This window comes from Agrobacterium sp., from assembly GCF_059499945.1.
On the sequence record NZ_JCABZP010000014.1, the window covers coordinates 320182 to 336957 of the forward strand.

Here is a 16776-nt window from a genome sequence, read left to right on the forward strand (position 1 = left end):
CTTGGTCTTGCCCCTAGGGCACCCGGTAGGAGGGGGAAATGGGGTGCCTAGTGCAGTAGTGTATTGTACCTAAAGATTTTCTCAGAAAAATTCCCGATTTTCGGGGGAATGGTAGAGATGCCGTCTTACGCTTGGATTTCAGTGAGCTAATATATCCTCTGCGATTCTATGTCGGTGGATGATATGGCAGTATTTGATCTTTATTCGAAGCGTCAGAAGCGAATTAGGGGCGAAGTGCCTGACGTCTACACGTATGACCAGTTGTCCAATTCCCTACGTGTCCAAATTGGTTATCTTATAAAGCAAGGTTTGAATCCTTCTGATAGCCTTAGTGCGGGCAGAGTTCGCAGCACATTCAAGTTTATTGTTGATACCCTTCGGGCCGAATACGGTGTGCACAGTCTGGTTGCCACTGGATATCAAGAGTACGCTCCTGATTTCGAGTTATTACATTTTCTTGCAAATGAAACAGACATTGATCGCTGCCTTGATGTTGTAGAATTGTCTATGCGGGTAATTGATAAGCTCACGCGTACGATCGATTATTGTTACTATGGGGCTTACAACGAAAACGCGGACGAAGTGATTCAGGATTTGAATACCCGATTTAAAGAGAGCGGAGTCGGCTACCAATTCATAGACGGGGAAATCATTCGGGTAGACTCTGAACTCATCCATACAGAGGCTGTGAAACCAGCCATCCGGCTCCTGAACACAAAGGACTATGCAGGCCCCCACGAGGAATTTTTGTCAGCCTACGAGCACTACAGGCACGGTAACAACAAAGAAGCCTTGAACGAGTGCCTAAAGGCATTTGAATCAACCATGAAGGCCGTCTGCGACAAGAGGGGGTGGACGTACAAGACGACTGACACGGCAAAGGCATTGATTGACGTATGCCTGTCCAACGGTCTTATTCCCCCATTCTGGCAGCAACAGATGACCTCGCTGAGAAGCCTTCTCGAAAGTAGCATTCCGACTGGACGGAACAAATTGAGCGGTCATGGGCAAGGTGCGGTTCCCCAAGAAGTTCCCGACTACCTCACGGCTTACATGCTCCATATGACGGCCTCCACACTTGTCTTCCTGACGACGGCAGAGAAGGAACTGAAGTGACTGAGAATGATAAACAACGTCAGTTGGCCGTGACGATTGCAAAGCAGGTCAGTCAATCCGAAGGGGATGAGATAAGGGAATGGGCAGCAAAGCTCTTAGAGATAAGAGGGGAATCAATCTCGGCTCCTATGAAGGCGAAGAAGGCCCTAACCTTGACGGCGAAAAGCAAGGTCGTGTTACCGGCCCTAAAGATAATAGCCAAGCAATCAAAGAAATATGGTTGGGATAACCGCTCTGCTGCACAGCGAGTAGGAATGGGTGCGGCCGCTGTAGGGATTACCGTATTTGGTGGTGCCAACGCAGGAATTGCGGCTCTCGGAGGAGCTGTAGGGGTTCCACTATGGATGGTTCTGGGGGGAGGGGCGATGTTTGCAAAGTACCTGATCGATGAGATCACGCAAAAGGATACTTCTGGTGCGACATACAAAGTCATTGATGCAGACAAAGAGGACTGACCGATGCCGGTGATGGACGATACAGAATATCTTAGGGCGCGATTGCATGAGTATCAGGACTTAGAAAGAGAACGTGCAGAGGGACACAAGCTCGAATCTCTCCATCGGCGAAAAGCAAACGCACGGGCCAGCTACGGATGGGGTCTGGTTGCGGTCGTATATTTCATTCTGACCTTCTGTTTGAGAGAAGGCTACATCGATCAAAACTGGGGGATAATGATTAGCTTCGTATCCGCAATCGGGGCTGCCGCGATGTCTGTCATGGCCAGATCGTGAACGACGGGGCGGGGCGTCAAGCTAGCTCAAGAGAAAAGTAATGGTAACTATGGCATCCGTAGGTCTACACTTGGTTTCCCATAATCAGAACTTTTGGCTAGTAATGTCTCCATAAGGGGTTTCTTCTATATGGACGTTTGACTAGCTAAATTCCTTTACTCATTTTTCCTTTGTACTAACTCTACGCCCCCCGCCTGACTAGCTAAGATTAGAAGGGTAATTTTTGTTTAGCTGTCTGGGCTATGAATGGCAGATACCGTTTATTCCTAAACATCGGGACAGACCGTCCGATACCCTTCTGATATTCGATACCCTTCATCCTCAATGCTTCCTGTATGTCAGGGCGTTGCACGATCTTGGAGAAGTTCGTTTTATCTCGGATACCGGATACGTCCATGACCTCCGATACTGCTATGCTTTCTGCCCCTGTAGCCGTCTGCATCACGGCATCATAAACTTTAAGAGCATTGCCGGTCAGCTTCGCTTCCTCGTTCTTAGACGATGCCCAGTCCTTTATCGTCGCACCCGGAAATATCCGGGACAATCCCTCTCTGGAGAAGCCTTTCTTGTTCGTCGGAAAGATAACGTAGAGGTTACAACCCGGAGGGCAGTCACCCTCGAAAGACCGTCTGACCGTGCCCCGACATGCGGCCTGTAGGATGTTATGAGCTATCTCCCCGAACCGGACGCTTTCATAATCGGCATCAAGAAAAGGTTCATCAAAGCTCGACTTCTTGGCACCCCTTCCAATAGCCTCATATTGAGCCTCGTTATATTGCAGGATGCTAATCAGGAATACATGTTTCACATGGGCAAACTCGTTTGTCGCTGTATGTCTGCCCCAGTTTAGAAAATGCACCTCTCCCTTTCTGTTCGGATTCAATCGTTCCATTATTAGCCGTTGGACGTCAGGGCTGTTTTTGTTTTCCTTAAGTGGGTGAATAATCAGGACAGGATCGTCAGATGGCAAGTCAGCGTTGATCGTCATTGTGACGGCTTCGGCGATCTCTCTGACCTTGCTCGCGTCCTTTTTGTAGAGCGTTTTCCCTGACCCTCTGTCCATGTGGTGTATCGTCAGATTGCCATAGCGCTTTGCAGGAGACTTGAGACGATGCAGGCCACCTCTATGACCCTCCCAGAACGAATAGGTCTTCCGTAGCCCGCCACTCGCATCAAGGATCAACATCGGCCCTAGGTCTTCGGGAAGGATGTCCTGATATTCTAGCGCTGTCGTACCATCGAGATTATCCTTTCGTACCCGGACAGAACGTCCCGCCATTGTGAAAAGCGCCTCTGCTCTGTCCTTGTCCTTTGTGTCGGCAAACATGTCTCGGAAGTCAGCGATTGACGCTATGGACACAGACACATCAGGGACTTCTACGATGTCGCCCGATTTGCTCCCCTTTAGCTGGTATGCCCAGTCGAAAAGCTCTGACGCCATTTTCCAATGCCCCGATGCCCGTAGGCCCTCAAGCAATCGACCGATCCCGAAATTCGTCAGGGTGATGCTTTTCGTCGGTGCAATGGTCTCATCCCAGATGCGGATGTTCCGGGGATTTCCTTTGTAGAAGAACTCCTCAATCTCCCCGAAGCTTTTCCCGATTGAGCGCCGTTCCAGCATCTGCTGTGTCGTGAAGAGAACGCGGGCATTCCCGATGTTTGGATTGCCGATAGACTTCACGTCTGACTTGCGAGAGTCCGATACGAAGACCCCGAAATCGTCGTCCGACAGGCCCATATGAGCTACGAGTGTATTGATCTCCTCAATTCGGGACATGAAGTAGATTACACTTGCCGTCTGATAGTCTGGCCACGACAATAAGGCCCGAGTGCTTTCGGTGATTACGGTCGTTTTTCCCATCCCCGGTGGCAATGATGATAGGAAGTAAGCCGGCCCGAGTGCATTCCCTGCCATCCGATGATAAGCCTTGGTGATATCGGAAAGACCTTCCCAATCGTCGCTCGTAGGGCGGTGGTCCCACCCTGAGAACTTCTCACCGACAGCGTCAATTACCGAATCTGCAAACTCGTCATCATCGAATTTCGTCCCTTTAAACGGGCTGACATCTTGACCTTCTGGCATCTCAAAGAAAGGCAAAGCCGGACTGTCCTTCCAGCCGTTTGCAATCGCGTCGTGAAAGATTGTTGCGATGCTGACCCTCGAAGCTCTTCCGGTCCGTTTTGGAAATTCCCGAACCCAGTGCCGTCGATTGTCTGGAGAGGAATAGTTTTCGCTTTCGGTCCGCTTTGACCACTCATCCCAGATTTCAAATCCTTCCTTCGAGCCTTCAAATTCGTCAAAAATAGCAGCGCCGTATTTGAACCAATCTGCATACTCGTCAGACGACAAGTACTCCAAGGCCGACTTCAAGCGTTCAATATCCGGCCCGTGCTGATGAGATTCTATTTCTTCTTTGGCAACAGATTCTTCGTCTTCAACGGTCTCGATTGCATCAGCCAAGCCAAAGGCATCAAGGACATCCTTACCGGAGTACCGTTTGCCTGACCCGCCTACGATCCTGACGGTGAATGAATCGGGATATGATTTCCAATTCTTCGAACCTACCAGCCGGAGGGCCTGGCATCGGGATTTCGCCGCAGGGTCAGAATTGTACTCATCGACCATAATCCCCATAATCGCATCAAACTCATCGAACGAAAGACCGGATGAATCAGGATCAGCAATCCAATAATGGTGAAAGCGTTCGGGTGAGGTTTCCACCGTCAGGGAGGGTTCAAGTGGAAACTCTCCGCCATTGGCGATGTAACCATGGTCGTCATCATGCCAGACGGCACGAATCTTTGTTACGTTCTCGTCGGTTCTACCCTTGGCGTCCGTCTCATTAATGCAGACACCGATTGCGGAGTGACCACGGTTCTTGGATGATAGGAAGCTTTCTACGTCTGTAAGCCTGCCGTGGCGAATCCCTGCATTGGAATTCAGGTTCTTTAAGTCCGGGTAGTACTGAAATGTGAAGCCCTTGGCGGTCGGATCAAGGAATTCAAGAAATGCCTCTGTCGTGTTATGCATCAATAACCTAGCTCATGCCGTTGCATGTAAATGGATTGGGCGACGCCCTGAATGGATTTAAAATGAACGCCAGAAGGGACACAGCGGAGACCATGCTGCATCCCTCCCGTATGGCTCAATGTGGTTTATCGAGCCGGTAAATCTTAATGTCAGGCAGTGTCCGAATTAATCGAGAAACCGCCGTAGCGAAGGTACAGGTTATCCCTTCGGAGATTTAGCGGGTTTCCGTCTTGGTAACGGACAGTCTGGCCCTCTTCTGCCCCGAGGATGATTCTGCCCAGTAGTCGCTGACCTTTCGGCGTTCGCGCGGTAACAGAACCCCCTACAGTATGCCAGTTTGGACTGACGCCAGCAGAGATGAGCCGTTGATAATCGTCTTGCTCAATGACTGCCTCTCGTTCCCCCTTGCGTGACAACGGCACATGAACGAGGGACTTACCGTCATCGAAGGACAAGCGGATAGGACGTGCTTTCATACGCCCTCACTTGATCTGCTTGAAGATGTCGGAAAGGGTCTGCTCCGGGGTCTTCTTGCGCTCCAAGCCATGTGGTTTGACGCGAGTGGGAGCCGGTCGGCCTTCGAGTTCTTTGGACAGGATGAACTTCAAATATTCTAGATGGTCGTTGGACCATTTGCTGCCAGTAAGCTGCGATGCGACCTTCTGAATCTCGTGTTCTGCCCACTTCTTTTCAGCGGGGTTGAGTTCATCAAAGGACTTGGAGAAGGAGCAGTCAGGGTGGAGTGTAATAGCCATTATAAAAATCCTAGATTAAATTAAAAATAAAAATTGATTTATGAAATTGATTATGAGTGAATTCAGCCAAGTGCTTTGGCTTTTGCATTGATAATGTAGGGCTGTATTTTTTCTTTATATGAAACGTATTCTTCAAGGTTGTGGACGGAGTACTCCTCATGGGAGAGGTGTCTCCTTGAGTATTCTTTCACCTCTAGGCCCGCTTCTCGTTCGTACCTATGAAGGGCCTCTTCTGCCTGATCCATAGTCAGGAAGGTTCCGGTGATTATACGGCTCTTCGGCTTGTGGTTCTTGAATTTGATCGACCAGCTCCGGGGTCCCGCCTGATCGATTTCTGCGACTGCACCGCAAACGTAGCGGACTGTACGTCTTAAGGAGTCGGTACGAATGACGTTCTTTTCGTCGTCAGTTTCAGGGTAGTATTCTTTCATTGGTTCCTTTCGAAATGTCCTGTCAGTGGACGAGGTCACGGCAAAGCCGCTCGCGAGATAGTATGCCAGAAACGGCCAGAGAGAGCCGCTCAGAGCGATTAGGGTGATTTTGATAGAGAGATAGCCAAAGCTATAGAAAGCCGCTGCATGACTCGCTATGAGTCAAATAAAGCATGTCCGATTGGATAGTTGCCATCGACGGCTGTGGTAGGTGAGAATTTAATCTATACCCTACAATATACCTTTACCACATTCTTCACTAAAAGTCAAGCGAAATGTGAATAGAAAGGTAGTAGGGTGAAAGCGTCTTATCAACTCACTACCCTACAAGTCATTATACCATACTTTAACATAAAAGTCAATACATTTGTGAATAAAAATCTAAACTATTGTTTAATTGAGCTGTAAGACTGGCAGGATTTCCCAAAAATCAGGATTATTTTTCTCAGCAAGGTCTTTCGTCATGCTCGAAACCCTTTCTGACCAGCCCTTCGTGGCCTCTTCTCGTTCCTTGAGGAATTGATACCGCTGATAAACGCCCTTCACACCAGACTGAGACCCGGAGACATGATTGAGGAGCCTATCGATCACATCAGGGGAGTGTCCGTCTTCTGCCATTCCAGAGGCTACGGTTCTTCTCAGGTCATGGAGTCGGAAAGGCTTGATTTTTCCATGGGTGTCTACCGCCTCGTCAATCTTGCTACCGACGAGATTCATTACGGCGTCTAGTCGTGTCTTCATTTTGCTATAGCCTGATATGTGTGCCTCTCGTGCTTCGTCTGCGACGACCAATTTCTTTCTGATCCTCGCGGCGGGAAATACATAGCCGGTCCTGATGTTGGCTCTAGGACAGGAGTTTATTTCCTCAAGCATCAATGGGGTGATGTGCACGATATGGGCCTTCTTATTCTTCGCCCTCTCTTTCGGTATCGTCCAAGTCATTCCCTCGAAATCGATTTCCTCGAACCTCATCCCAGCGACCTCTTCACGTCTTTGACCTGTCAGTAGCAGGAGACGGTAAAATGAACCCCAGACAGGAGGGATAGAGGGATGATAGGTAGCCATCCAAAATACCCTGATTTCACTTCTCGTAAGGGTTCTGTCTCTGGAATCGACCGGTCTTGGGGTCTTGATCGTAGAAAGGGGTGAGGCAGGAATTATCTCTCTGGCTACGCAGTCATTGAAGAACGGACGGAGGGCGGCGAATAGTGTCCTCTTGGCGGCAGGTTTCTCACTGTACCCTTCGATTACCCCTGATAGGTCGGTCTTAGATATCGATTTCAGGCGGGATGATAGGAAGGGCTTCAAGCCCCTGTCTAATGTCGCCTCCATTTCTTTCCTGTATCTGCCGGTGGAGGGATGACGAGCAAGGTACTGAGTCAGTGCATCTCTCGTGAGGATGGCGTCCTTGTCCTGCCTTTGTCGTTGAATGACAGACCTTACAGCATTCTTTGCCTTGAGTGGTTCGGGTTCTCTGCCGTTCAAAAGGTCTGCGATTGTCGTCGTGGCGATACGCTTTGCATCTTGGATATCCATGCCGTCTCTCTGCTTGCCGATGACGTATCGCTTGGCTCCCCCTTCTCTGCCTCCTAACCAGCGCTGAACGAGATATGAGACATCGCCCTTGGCTGAGACGTACAGTCCAAACCCTGCCAGTTCAGTATCCCATACATAGGTCGGTTTTCCTTCTTGGACCCGCTTCAAGACCGATGGGAGGGAGGAGAGTGATAGCTTCGCCTGCATTTGTGCGTTCTCGTTTTTGGAGCGATTTTTGTAATGACGATGGAATGACATCGGGATTTGTAATGACGAAATAGCGTCTCTGTACCCCGTTCGTCAACGCGTCTCTTTCTGCCCTGATCGTCCGCGCGGGAGTGGGGAGTATAATTTATATTTGAAGTAAATGAAAGTATATATATAAAGTTATGATGAAATATTTAAATAAAAATATGGATTTGAGTCGTGTCGGACGTAATCTCCTGCTCTCTAGGTGTGGGGTTGATGGAAATAATATTAAGAGTAATATCAATAGATTAAATAAAATTCTGTTCGCGTGTCGCTGTTTTTGGTGATTTTTTGTTGTGATGCAATCGGTAGGGATAATCTCTATCAATTCTTAATATTATCGCTTCATACCAAATTAATAATCATTACACCCGGTTTTATGCTGAGATTCGAAAGAGCAGGAGAAAGCCTTTAGGCTTGAGCGATAGACGAGTAGGAATAGAGCTTTGCTCGATTGACGACATGAGCGATGGCGAATAAAGAGGCGTCAGCCTGCGAAGTCCCAGACTACGAATCTGGGGGTCAGGAGTTCGAATCTCTTCGGGTGCGCCATTTCTCTTAATGAAAATAATATGTTTTGGTGCAGCCTTATATTGGGCATAGCGCATGGATTTCGGCAGGTCGGGGTTGTCGACTTATAGCTTTCTGCAATCGAACGATTTACTGTCTGCAGTCGCCTTTAGCCGAATTGGTTATTTTTGCTTTCAGGGATTTCAGAAATGTCCAACGAATCGCCGTTGGGGCTGTTACAGGATGCCAGCTTACAGGCCCACGCTGTTATCAGAGACGAAATTGCAGGGCTCTTCGAAAGATACGGAGAGACCACACCCGACGTTACCCCGACATTAAAACAGCTGTTTTGGTACCTATCTGCCAGAAACCAAGGGGTTAGCTTTCTCGTAAGCTGGGGGTATTCCTGGGATGCCGAGATCATATTGCGATCATTCTACGAGACCGCTGCAAAGATATTATTTATATGTTTTGCCGAGGACGAAGATAAGGCGGAATTGATAGACGAATTCTGGAACAAGCTAGGCTCGATAAACGATAGACGAAGAGCGAGAAAAGCTGAGTTTTCGGTTCACCTGAAAGAGGAAGACGATGTCCCGAATTCCATATTTGAAGCCTTAAGGGACGAGCGTCTTTTCGATCTCAACGCCAAAGGAAACAAGGCCGAGCGAAAGCGGTTGGAACAGAAATGGTCCTTCTCCGAGATCATTGAAGCGCTCGACGGCCGGACATTGGACGGCAAGCCGCTCGTTGGCATGAAGAGCGTTCTTCATATCTATGGTATCTGCAGCCATCTCGCTCACGCAGATAGCGCGGCTATGGAGCTGATGGCTGATCGGGCATTGCGTCCTAAAGATGAACTGCGACTGCTTGAAGCTGGCCATATCTCGAGGATTTTGAGCGATCAGGTCAGCCTGACATGGTTCTGCGCAGAAGCGTTGCGCCGACACTTCAAAGGCGAGTTTTCCGATACGGAAAAATTCTACAACTCTTTCCAGAGGGCGGCGGAGCTGGGTGAGCCATTGCAAGCCGCTTTCAACGACAGTCAGCGCTCCTTTTATGAGGGACTCTACCCACAGCGATGATCACGACACCGCGTGGTAAAAAGATGTATAGTAGCGATGCAGAGATTTGTAGCTCAGTATTGTTCTATCGACTTGTCCTTGCTTTTAGCGGGCAAAAAGCCCAGCGGTTCAAAGTTTCCCTCGGCATCTTTCGACCAATCGTGAATCTTCAGCTTTTTCCACTGGAGAGATTCACGGGGGCGAGGTTGCCGCCAAAATTCAGGCGCATGTGATTCTCGCCGCCGTATAAATCGACGCTTCCAAGACGGTTTCTCAGTCTACAGATAAGCGCTGGGAATATTTTGAATATCCCCCTAAATATTAGTGGTTTTGGGTGGAGGCCTATACCAAAGGGTTTTCCGATCACCCGACATATCCGGGCTTTCGAGTGTCATCGAACTTTCCCCGAACCTTCGTCATATTGTCATACAATAAAAGCATATGCGCTCCAGAAAAGGAGCGCAGAATGACGCCACAATCACTTGAACTTTCGGGCATCGGCAAAGGCTTCGGGGCTGATGATGTTCTGAAAGAGATCGATCTCTCAATCCGTCCAGGCGAGTTTTTGTCCCTCGTTGGTATGTCGGGCTGCGGCAAGTCCACGCTGCTGCGTATCATTGCGGGCCTGGAAACGCCGGATCGCGGTTCGGTTTCGATCGGCGAGCAGGATGTGACAGAGGTTGATCCGAGCGATCGCAATCTGGCCATGGTTTTCCAGTCTTACGCCCTTTATCCGCATATGAGCGTGCGCCAGAACATCGCGACGCCGCTCAGGATGCGGCGCCTGCCTTTCGCTGCTCGCCTGCCACTGATCGGACGTTTTGCAGCGCCTGCTGAAACATTGAAGCAGATCGATGCCGCCGTTGAACAGGCGGCCGAGACGCTGCAGATCGCGCATCTGCTGGATCGCAAGCCGGCGCAGCTTTCCGGCGGCCAGCGTCAGCGTGTGGCGCTCGCCCGGGCGCTGGTGCGTTCGCCTGCAGCCTTCCTGATGGACGAACCGCTTTCCAACCTCGATGCGAAACTTCGCGCCCATATGCGTGAGGAACTGGCGGGCCTGCACCGCCGGCTTGGGGCAACCTTCATCTACGTCACCCATGACCAGATCGAAGCCATGACCATGTCCGACCGTATCGCCCTGATGTCGGAAGGCCGCATCGAGCAGCTGGGCACGCCGGACGAGCTTTACCGCAAGCCCGCGACGCTGACGGTCGCGCGTTTTATCGGCACGCCATCGATCAACCTGCTGCCGGTCGAAATCGATGCGCAGGGCAAGATCACGGCTTTTGGACGCGATCTTGCTATTGAAGGTGCCGGCCGTGATGCCGGCCCGGCGACGCTCGGCCTTCGTGCCGAAGACCTGCGCCCGGGCGAAGAAGGTTTTGCCGTGCGCGTGGTGCGCAGTGAAACCCACGGCGCCGATCGTTTCGTGAGCTGCCGCCTGCTGAGCGACGAGACCGTCGCCATCACCCTGCGTCAAGTCGCGGGCGAGGCGCTGGGTGCCGATGCGAATGGCGTCATGAATCTCGGCTTTGCACCGGAACGCGCGCATCTCTTCGCGGCCGATGGCCTGCGTCGCAAGGTGACGGTGCGCGAACGGGTGCCGGCATGACGGCGGTTGATTTCTCCTCGGCTGCACGGGCGAAGGCTCGCCCGCGGCTGTCGAAGGCGGACCGGCGGATGATCTGGCGCGGCCTGATGTTCGCAGCCCCCGCAAGCCTGCTGCTTCTGGCGATCTATATTGTTCCGATGCTCGTTCTGGCCGGTTTTTCCGTCACCGATTACCAGCTGGGTTCGCTCTCCACCCGCTTTGTCGGTCTTGGAAACTTCGTCAAGGCGTTTCAGGATCCGGTTTTTCTGCGCGCCCTAGCCAACACCGCCATCTATGCGCTCATCGTCATTCCTTTCGGCGTCTTTCTGGCGCTCGGCGTGGCTTTGCTCGTATATAACCGCAAGCGCAGCCGCGCTTTCTGGGAAGTGGCTTATTTTCTCCCCGTCACCGCAACACTCGTCGCCATGGCGACCGTGTGGCAGTTCCTGCTGCATCCCTCGCTTGGTCCGGTGAATGCGGCGATCAAATGGCTTGGTCTCGAACCGGTCGCCTTCCTCTCCAATCCCGTACTCCTCATTCCCACCATGGCGCTGATGGGCGTCTGGCAGATCCTCGGGTTCAACATGGTGCTGTTCCTTGCCGGCCTCACGGCCATTTCGAAGGATCTGCACGAGGCGGCGCGGCTGGATGGCGCCAAGAACCCGGTCGACCGGTTCCTGACCGTGACTTGGCCGATGCTTGGGCCGACGACCATGTTCGTGGTGGTCACCACCTCCATTTCGGCCTTCAAGGTGTTCGAGACGGTGGCTGTGTTGACCAAGGGCCGCTTCGGATCGGAAACCCTGCTGTTCGATCTTTATCTCGAAGGTTTCGAATATTCCAACACCGGTTATGCCGCCGCGCTGACGATTATCTTCCTCGCGATCGTGCTGGTCCTGTCTATCGGCCAGACGCTGCACATGGACCGGAAGGTGCACTACTGATGGCCGCATTGCGCAAATATTTCCCGCATCTCGTGCTTGCGCTGGGCGCTTTCGTGATGCTCCTGCCGTTCTACTGGATGGTGTTGACCTCGATCCGCTCGCCGGCGGAAATCTTCGATGTCTCGCTCTGGCCGATCCCGCAAAAATTCGACGCTGTCGATAACTACGCCCGGGCGGCGGGTCAGGTGCCGATGGCGCGTTTCATGCTGAACGGCGTCATTGTCTGCGTCGGCATTCTCGTCGTGCAGGTGCTGACATCGGTTCCGGCTGCCTATGCGCTGGCAAAGCTCCGGTTCCCGGGCCGCAAGCTGCTGCTGGGCCTCGTTATTGCGGCGCTCTGCGTTCCCATTCAGGCGCTTGCATTGCCGCTTTTCGTCGGTCTGGCCAAGACGGAACTTCTGAATACCTATTTCGCGATGATGATGCCGTTCTTCCTTTCGGTCTTCGCCATCTTCCTGTTCAACCAGTCCTTCCGCAGCTATCCGAATGAAATCATAGAGGCTGCCCGCATGGACGGGTTCTCGGAAATGGAGATTTGCTGGGGACTGGTCCTTCGCGGGTCGCTGCCTTCGCTCGCCGCCTTCTCGATCTTCTCGCTCGTTGCCCACTGGAACGACCTGTATTGGCCGATGATCGTGGTCTCCGACACCAATCTCGCCCCGCCGCCGCTTGGCATGATGCTTTTCGCCGATGTCGAATCCGGCGCGAATTATGGTGCGCTGATGGCGGGCGCCACACTGATTACCGCGCCGATGGTGCTGTGCTTCCTCCTCGCACGACGGCACTTCATCGCCGGTATTACCATGACCGGCGTCAAGTGACGCCGTTCAGACTTCCTCCTCCCAACCTCTCTGGAGACTGACATGAAACTCAACCGACGCGCTGTGATGGGCGGTCTGGCTCTCGGCATGGCTTTTGCGGGCCTCGCTCAGCCGGTTCTGGCCAATGAAATCACGCTCAACGTTCTCTACAACCTGCCGGGCTTCACCAAGTTTCATCAGCCGCTGGCCGACGAATTCATGAAGAAGAACCCTGATGTGAAGATCAACTTCCTCGCTCCGGCTGCCGGTTACAACGAAGGCCAGCAGCAGGTTCTGCGCTCTGCCGTCACTGGCAATCTGCCTGACGTTTATTTCTCGGGTTACAACCTGACGGCGGAACTCGTTCACACGCTTGCACCGCGCAACCAGATCACCGATCTCGGCCCGTTCATTCAGGCTGAAGGCGGTCAGGCTTTCCTCGACAAGAACTACAGCCCGAAGATGGCGGCACTCGGCCAGATCGACGGCAAGCAGTACGGTCTGCCGGTCAACGCCTCCTCGCCGATCATCTACATCAACTCCGACCTCGTCACCAAGGCTGGCGGTGATCCGGACAAGATGCCGACGACCTTTGCCGAGCTCATTGCTCTTGCAAAGAAGATCAAGGCTCTCGACCCCAAGTTCGCCGGCATGAGCTACGACATCAACGGCTGGCCGGATGACTGGTTGTGGCAGGCGCTCATCGTCGAACAGGGCGGCAAGCTCGTTGACGAGAAGGCCAAGACCGTTGGCTTCGACAACGAGATCGGCCTCAACGCCCTGAAGATGACCCGCCAGTTCGTCACCGAAGGCGGCCAGAACCTGCTCGACTGGGATCAGTCCCGCCAGCAGTTCGGTGCAGGCCTTACCGGCTTCATCTTCTCGACGCCCGCCCACGTTCAGACGATCCAGGGTCTGGTCGGCGACCGCTTCAAACTGAAGACGGCGACCTTCCCGCTCGACAACAAGGAAAAGGGCGGCGTTCCGACCGGCGGCAACTCGGCTGTTATCCTGACCCAGGAAAAGGCCAAGCAGGACGCTGCCTGGAAGTACCTGAAGTGGATCACCGGTCCGGAAGCGCAGAACACCATCGTTCGCATCACCGGTTACCTGCCGACCAACAAGCTGGCCACCGGCCCGGACTTCCTCGCTCCTTATTATGTCGAGAACCCGAATGTGAAGACTGCTTCGCTTCAGGCTGACCGTTCTCTGCCCTGGGCCGGTTATCCGGGTGGCGATTCCGTCCGCATCTGGCGCACGCAGCGCGACATCATCGGCACGGTCATGCGCGGTGAGGTGACGCCGGAAGCCGGTCTCAAGCAGATCGTCGAGCAGACCAACGCCCTGCTGAAATAAGCAGAACGACTGAAAAGGCTGCGGGGAAATCCGTTCCCGCAGCCATTTTGTGCAGAAAGACCCGTTATGAAGATCATCCAGATTACCGACACCCATCTCGTACCGCCCGGCATTGCTGTAAACGGCGTCGACCCGGAAAAGCAGCTGCGTGCGGCGGTGGCCGATATTGTCGAAAAACACGCCGACGCCGATCTTCTTGTCATGACGGGTGATCTTTGCAATTACGGCGAGCCTGAAGCCTATGAGCTGCTGCGCGACATCCTCAGGCCGGTCTCCATGCCGGTGAGGCTGATGCTCGGAAATCATGACCGCCGACCGGAATTCGTGGCCGCCTTTCCCGAGCAGCCGCGCGACGATAACGGTTATATCCAGTCCTTCATCGATACGGATTTTGGCCGTTTGCTGTTTCTCGACAGCCACGAAGCCGATGTCATAGGCGGCATGTATGGCGCGGATCGTCTGGTATGGCTGGAGAGTGCGCTGGAAGGCGCAGGCGATCTGCCGGTGACGGTTTTCATTCACCATCCGCCGATGGATTGCGGCATCCGCCATTTCGAACATATCGGCATGCATGATGACGGTGCTGTCATGCGCCGCCTCTCCGCCCATCCAGCCGGTATACGTCACATCATTTTTGGCCACATCCATGTGCCGATGGCGGGTACGACGGCCGAAGGCATAGCTTACAGCTCCGGTCAGGCCTGCGCGCACCGTTTCATCACCGATATCGATGTCGTCGATCCGCTGTGGACGGGCGGCAATCCTTGTTACCGGGTCATAAGCCTCGGCGCATTTGGCCTGCGTGCCTATGATGCGGAAGTGGGGCAGGTCGTGCTCGGTCAGGCGCCTGTCTGCGAAGGTCCCTGACACCGGACGATTTCCGTGTTGCAGAGAGATGACCTCCGCCTCGTCGCCTGTTGCCGGTAGTGGGGGGAGAGGTATTTTGCCGATTACAAGGCTGCGGTGGTGAGAAGACCCCGCGGCCTGTCGCGCCGATGCGTCACTTGAGGTTTGTTGAACGGATTTGATACGCGAGAGCCATGGTTCCGTTCGCACCCTTGATCTATGTCAGTTTCATCGATGAAACTGCGCGCCATAGTCGCCGTGAGGTGGCCAGCCAGATGCCGTGCCATCGTGATGACAGATCATGGAGAAGTGCATGCTTGAAAAGCGTATCCGCAACGCGTCCCTCTTGAACAGGATCGTCAGCGCCGAAGATGCCGCCAGTCTCATTCAGGATGGCATGACGGTAGGCATGAGCGGCTTTACGCGGGCCGGGGAAGCGAAGGCCGTGCCGCTGGCGCTGGCCGAGCGCGCCAAGACACATCCCATGAAAATCACCCTGATGACCGGTGCGTCGCTGGGCAACGATCTTGACAAGACCATGGTCGAGGCGGGAATGCTGGCGCGCCGCATGCCGTTCCAGTCCGATCCGGCTTTGCGCAGGGCGATCAATGACGGCAAGGTGATGTTCATTGATCAGCATCTTTCCGAAACGGTCGAGCAATTGCGCGGCGGCCAGATTCACGGGGTCGATATCGCCATTGTCGAGGCCGTGGCGATCACGGCGGAAGGCGGCATCATTCCTACCACCTCCGTCGGCAATTCCGCGAGCTTCGCCATTCTGGCCGACAAGGTCATCGTCGAGATCAACCTGTCGCAGCCCGAGGTGCTGGAGGGGCTGCATGACATCTTCATTCCCGCCAGGCGCCCGACCCGCATGCCCATTCCGGTGGTGGCAACGGATAGCCGTGTTGGCCTGCCGTTCATTCCGGTGCCGCCGGAAAAGATCGCCGCCATCGTTCTGAGCGACAAGAGCGACAGTTTTTCAACCGTGCTGCCGCCTGACGATGGGACCAAGGCCATTGCCGGCCATCTCACCGAGTTCCTGTTGAACGAGGTGCGTCACGGCCGTATGACCCATGAACTCCAGCCGCTTCAGGCCGGCATCGGCACCATTGCCAATGCTGTCATGCATGGTTTCATCGATACGCCGTTTCACGACCTCAAAATGTATTCGGAGGTCTTGCAGGATTCGACTTTCGAACTGTTTGATGCGGGCAAGCTGACCTTTGCCTCGGGTTCATCGATCACCCTGTCTTCCGCCATGAACGAGCAGGTCATGCCGCGATTGGCCGATTACAAGAGCAGATTGATCCTGCGCCCGCAGGAGGTCAGCAATCACCCGGAAGTCATCCGCCGCCTTGGCATTATCGGCATCAACACGGCGCTGGAATTCGATATTTACGGAAACGTCAATTCCACCCATGTCGGCGGAACGCACATGATGAACGGCATCGGCGGCTCGGGGGATTTCGCCCGCAACGCCTATATGTCCATCTTCGTCACCAAATCGATCGCCAAGGGCGGAGCCATTTCCAGCGTAGTGCCCATGGTCAGCCATGTCGATCATACCGAACATGATGTCGATATTCTCGTGACCGAGACCGGGCTTGCCGATCTGCGCGGTCTCGCACCTCGCGAGCGCGCGGCGGTTATCATCGCGAACTGTGTGCACCCCCAATATCGTGATGCGCTGACGGATTATTATCAGCGCGCGGTGGCGCGGGGAGGGCACACGCCGCATCTCATTGAAGAGGCGCTATCCTGGCATGAGGCGCTGCGCGAAAGGGGCACGATGCTGCCGCAGAAATAGGCCTGC

Annotated in this window: 13 protein-coding genes; 9 read left to right on the forward strand and 4 right to left on the reverse strand. The window is 53.5% G+C overall.

Going from position 1 to position 16776, the window contains the following annotated elements; all coding sequences use genetic code 11:
- Positions 1-183: 183 nt before the first annotated feature.
- Both AC5I5B_RS13310 and AC5I5B_RS13315 read left to right on the forward strand, forming a co-directional pair.
- Positions 184-1116 (forward strand): abortive infection family protein, encoded by a 933-nt coding sequence (locus AC5I5B_RS13310; protein WP_111833819.1) that lies wholly within the window; start codon positions 184-186, stop codon positions 1114-1116.
- Entirely contained in the window at positions 1113-1571 is a 459-nt protein-coding gene (locus AC5I5B_RS13315; RefSeq protein WP_111833741.1) for a hypothetical protein, read from the forward strand. The genes AC5I5B_RS13310 and AC5I5B_RS13315 overlap by 4 nt, the downstream gene beginning before the upstream one ends.
- A gap of 484 nt (positions 1572-2055) precedes the next feature.
- On the opposite strand, the gene AC5I5B_RS13320 is transcribed toward AC5I5B_RS13315, so the two are convergent.
- From AC5I5B_RS13320 to AC5I5B_RS13335, 4 genes are all read right to left on the reverse strand, one after another.
- Positions 2056-4878 carry a PriCT-2 domain-containing protein gene (locus AC5I5B_RS13320; protein WP_111833739.1) on the reverse strand — a complete coding sequence of 941 codons (2823 nt, stop codon included), beginning with the start codon at positions 4876-4878 and terminating at the stop codon, positions 2056-2058.
- Positions 4879-5360: 482 nt separating this feature from the next.
- The gene (locus tag AC5I5B_RS13325; RefSeq protein WP_111833737.1) at positions 5361-5633 is read right to left on the reverse strand and encodes a hypothetical protein; all 273 of its coding nucleotides are present in this window, start codon (positions 5631-5633) and stop codon (positions 5361-5363) included.
- 62 nt (positions 5634-5695) lie between these two features.
- Positions 5696-6064 (reverse strand): hypothetical protein, encoded by a 369-nt coding sequence (locus AC5I5B_RS13330; protein ID WP_111833736.1) that lies wholly within the window; start codon positions 6062-6064, stop codon positions 5696-5698.
- 393 nt (positions 6065-6457) lie between these two features.
- Positions 6458-7807 carry a tyrosine-type recombinase/integrase gene (locus AC5I5B_RS13335; RefSeq protein ID WP_162695465.1) on the reverse strand — a complete coding sequence of 450 codons (1350 nt, stop codon included), beginning with the start codon at positions 7805-7807 and terminating at the stop codon, positions 6458-6460.
- A 761-nt stretch (positions 7808-8568) separates the two neighbouring features.
- Here AC5I5B_RS13335 and AC5I5B_RS13340 point away from each other — a divergent pair.
- The 7 genes from AC5I5B_RS13340 to scpC all read left to right on the forward strand — a co-directional run bounded on the left by AC5I5B_RS13340 (position 8569) and on the right by scpC (position 16770).
- A complete protein-coding gene (locus AC5I5B_RS13340; RefSeq protein ID WP_111833734.1) occupies positions 8569-9444 on the forward strand; it encodes a DUF5677 domain-containing protein in 876 nt (291 codons plus the stop codon).
- A gap of 445 nt (positions 9445-9889) precedes the next feature.
- A complete protein-coding gene (locus AC5I5B_RS13345; RefSeq protein ID WP_020811735.1) occupies positions 9890-11035 on the forward strand; it encodes an ABC transporter ATP-binding protein in 1146 nt (381 codons plus the stop codon).
- Positions 11032-11958 carry a carbohydrate ABC transporter permease gene (locus tag AC5I5B_RS13350; protein ID WP_003503653.1) on the forward strand — a complete coding sequence of 309 codons (927 nt, stop codon included), beginning with the start codon at positions 11032-11034 and terminating at the stop codon, positions 11956-11958. Before AC5I5B_RS13345 ends, AC5I5B_RS13350 begins: the two co-directional genes overlap by 4 nt.
- Positions 11958-12779 carry a carbohydrate ABC transporter permease gene (locus AC5I5B_RS13355; protein ID WP_003503652.1) on the forward strand — a complete coding sequence of 274 codons (822 nt, stop codon included), beginning with the start codon at positions 11958-11960 and terminating at the stop codon, positions 12777-12779. Before AC5I5B_RS13350 ends, AC5I5B_RS13355 begins: the two co-directional genes overlap by 1 nt.
- 42 nt (positions 12780-12821) lie before the next feature.
- Positions 12822-14114, forward strand: a complete 1293-nt coding sequence (locus AC5I5B_RS13360) for an ABC transporter substrate-binding protein (RefSeq protein WP_003503651.1) — start codon at positions 12822-12824, stop codon at positions 14112-14114.
- Positions 14115-14180: 66 nt separating this feature from the next.
- A complete protein-coding gene (locus tag AC5I5B_RS13365; protein ID WP_080865786.1) occupies positions 14181-14981 on the forward strand; it encodes a phosphodiesterase in 801 nt (266 codons plus the stop codon).
- Positions 14982-15273: 292 nt separating this feature from the next.
- Positions 15274-16770, forward strand: a complete 1497-nt coding sequence (scpC, locus tag AC5I5B_RS13370) for a succinyl-CoA:acetate CoA-transferase ScpC (protein ID WP_060727045.1) — start codon at positions 15274-15276, stop codon at positions 16768-16770.
- The last annotated feature ends 6 nt before the right edge of the window (positions 16771-16776 follow it).

Bases quoted from the DNA above. Each gene is read 5' to 3' on its own strand.
- scpC (WP_060727045.1), top strand. From the start codon at position 15,274: ATGCTTGAAAAGCGTATCCGCAACGCGTCCCTCTTGAACAGGATCGTC.
- AC5I5B_RS13350 (WP_003503653.1), top strand. From the start codon at position 11,032: ATGACGGCGGTTGATTTCTCCTCGGCTGCACGGGCGAAGGCTCGCCCG.
- AC5I5B_RS13325 (WP_111833737.1), bottom strand. From the start codon at position 5,633: ATGGCTATTACACTCCACCCTGACTGCTCCTTCTCCAAGTCCTTTGAT.
- AC5I5B_RS13310 (WP_111833819.1), top strand. From the start codon at position 184: ATGGCAGTATTTGATCTTTATTCGAAGCGTCAGAAGCGAATTAGGGGC.
- AC5I5B_RS13355 (WP_003503652.1), top strand. From the start codon at position 11,958: ATGGCCGCATTGCGCAAATATTTCCCGCATCTCGTGCTTGCGCTGGGC.
- AC5I5B_RS13360 (WP_003503651.1), top strand. From the start codon at position 12,822: ATGAAACTCAACCGACGCGCTGTGATGGGCGGTCTGGCTCTCGGCATG.
- AC5I5B_RS13340 (WP_111833734.1), top strand. From the start codon at position 8,569: ATGTCCAACGAATCGCCGTTGGGGCTGTTACAGGATGCCAGCTTACAG.
- AC5I5B_RS13345 (WP_020811735.1), top strand. From the start codon at position 9,890: ATGACGCCACAATCACTTGAACTTTCGGGCATCGGCAAAGGCTTCGGG.
- AC5I5B_RS13320 (WP_111833739.1), bottom strand. From the start codon at position 4,878: ATGCATAACACGACAGAGGCATTTCTTGAATTCCTTGATCCGACCGCC.
- AC5I5B_RS13335 (WP_162695465.1), bottom strand. From the start codon at position 7,807: ATGCAGGCGAAGCTATCACTCTCCTCCCTCCCATCGGTCTTGAAGCGG.
- AC5I5B_RS13330 (WP_111833736.1), bottom strand. From the start codon at position 6,064: ATGAAAGAATACTACCCTGAAACTGACGACGAAAAGAACGTCATTCGT.
- AC5I5B_RS13365 (WP_080865786.1), top strand. From the start codon at position 14,181: ATGAAGATCATCCAGATTACCGACACCCATCTCGTACCGCCCGGCATT.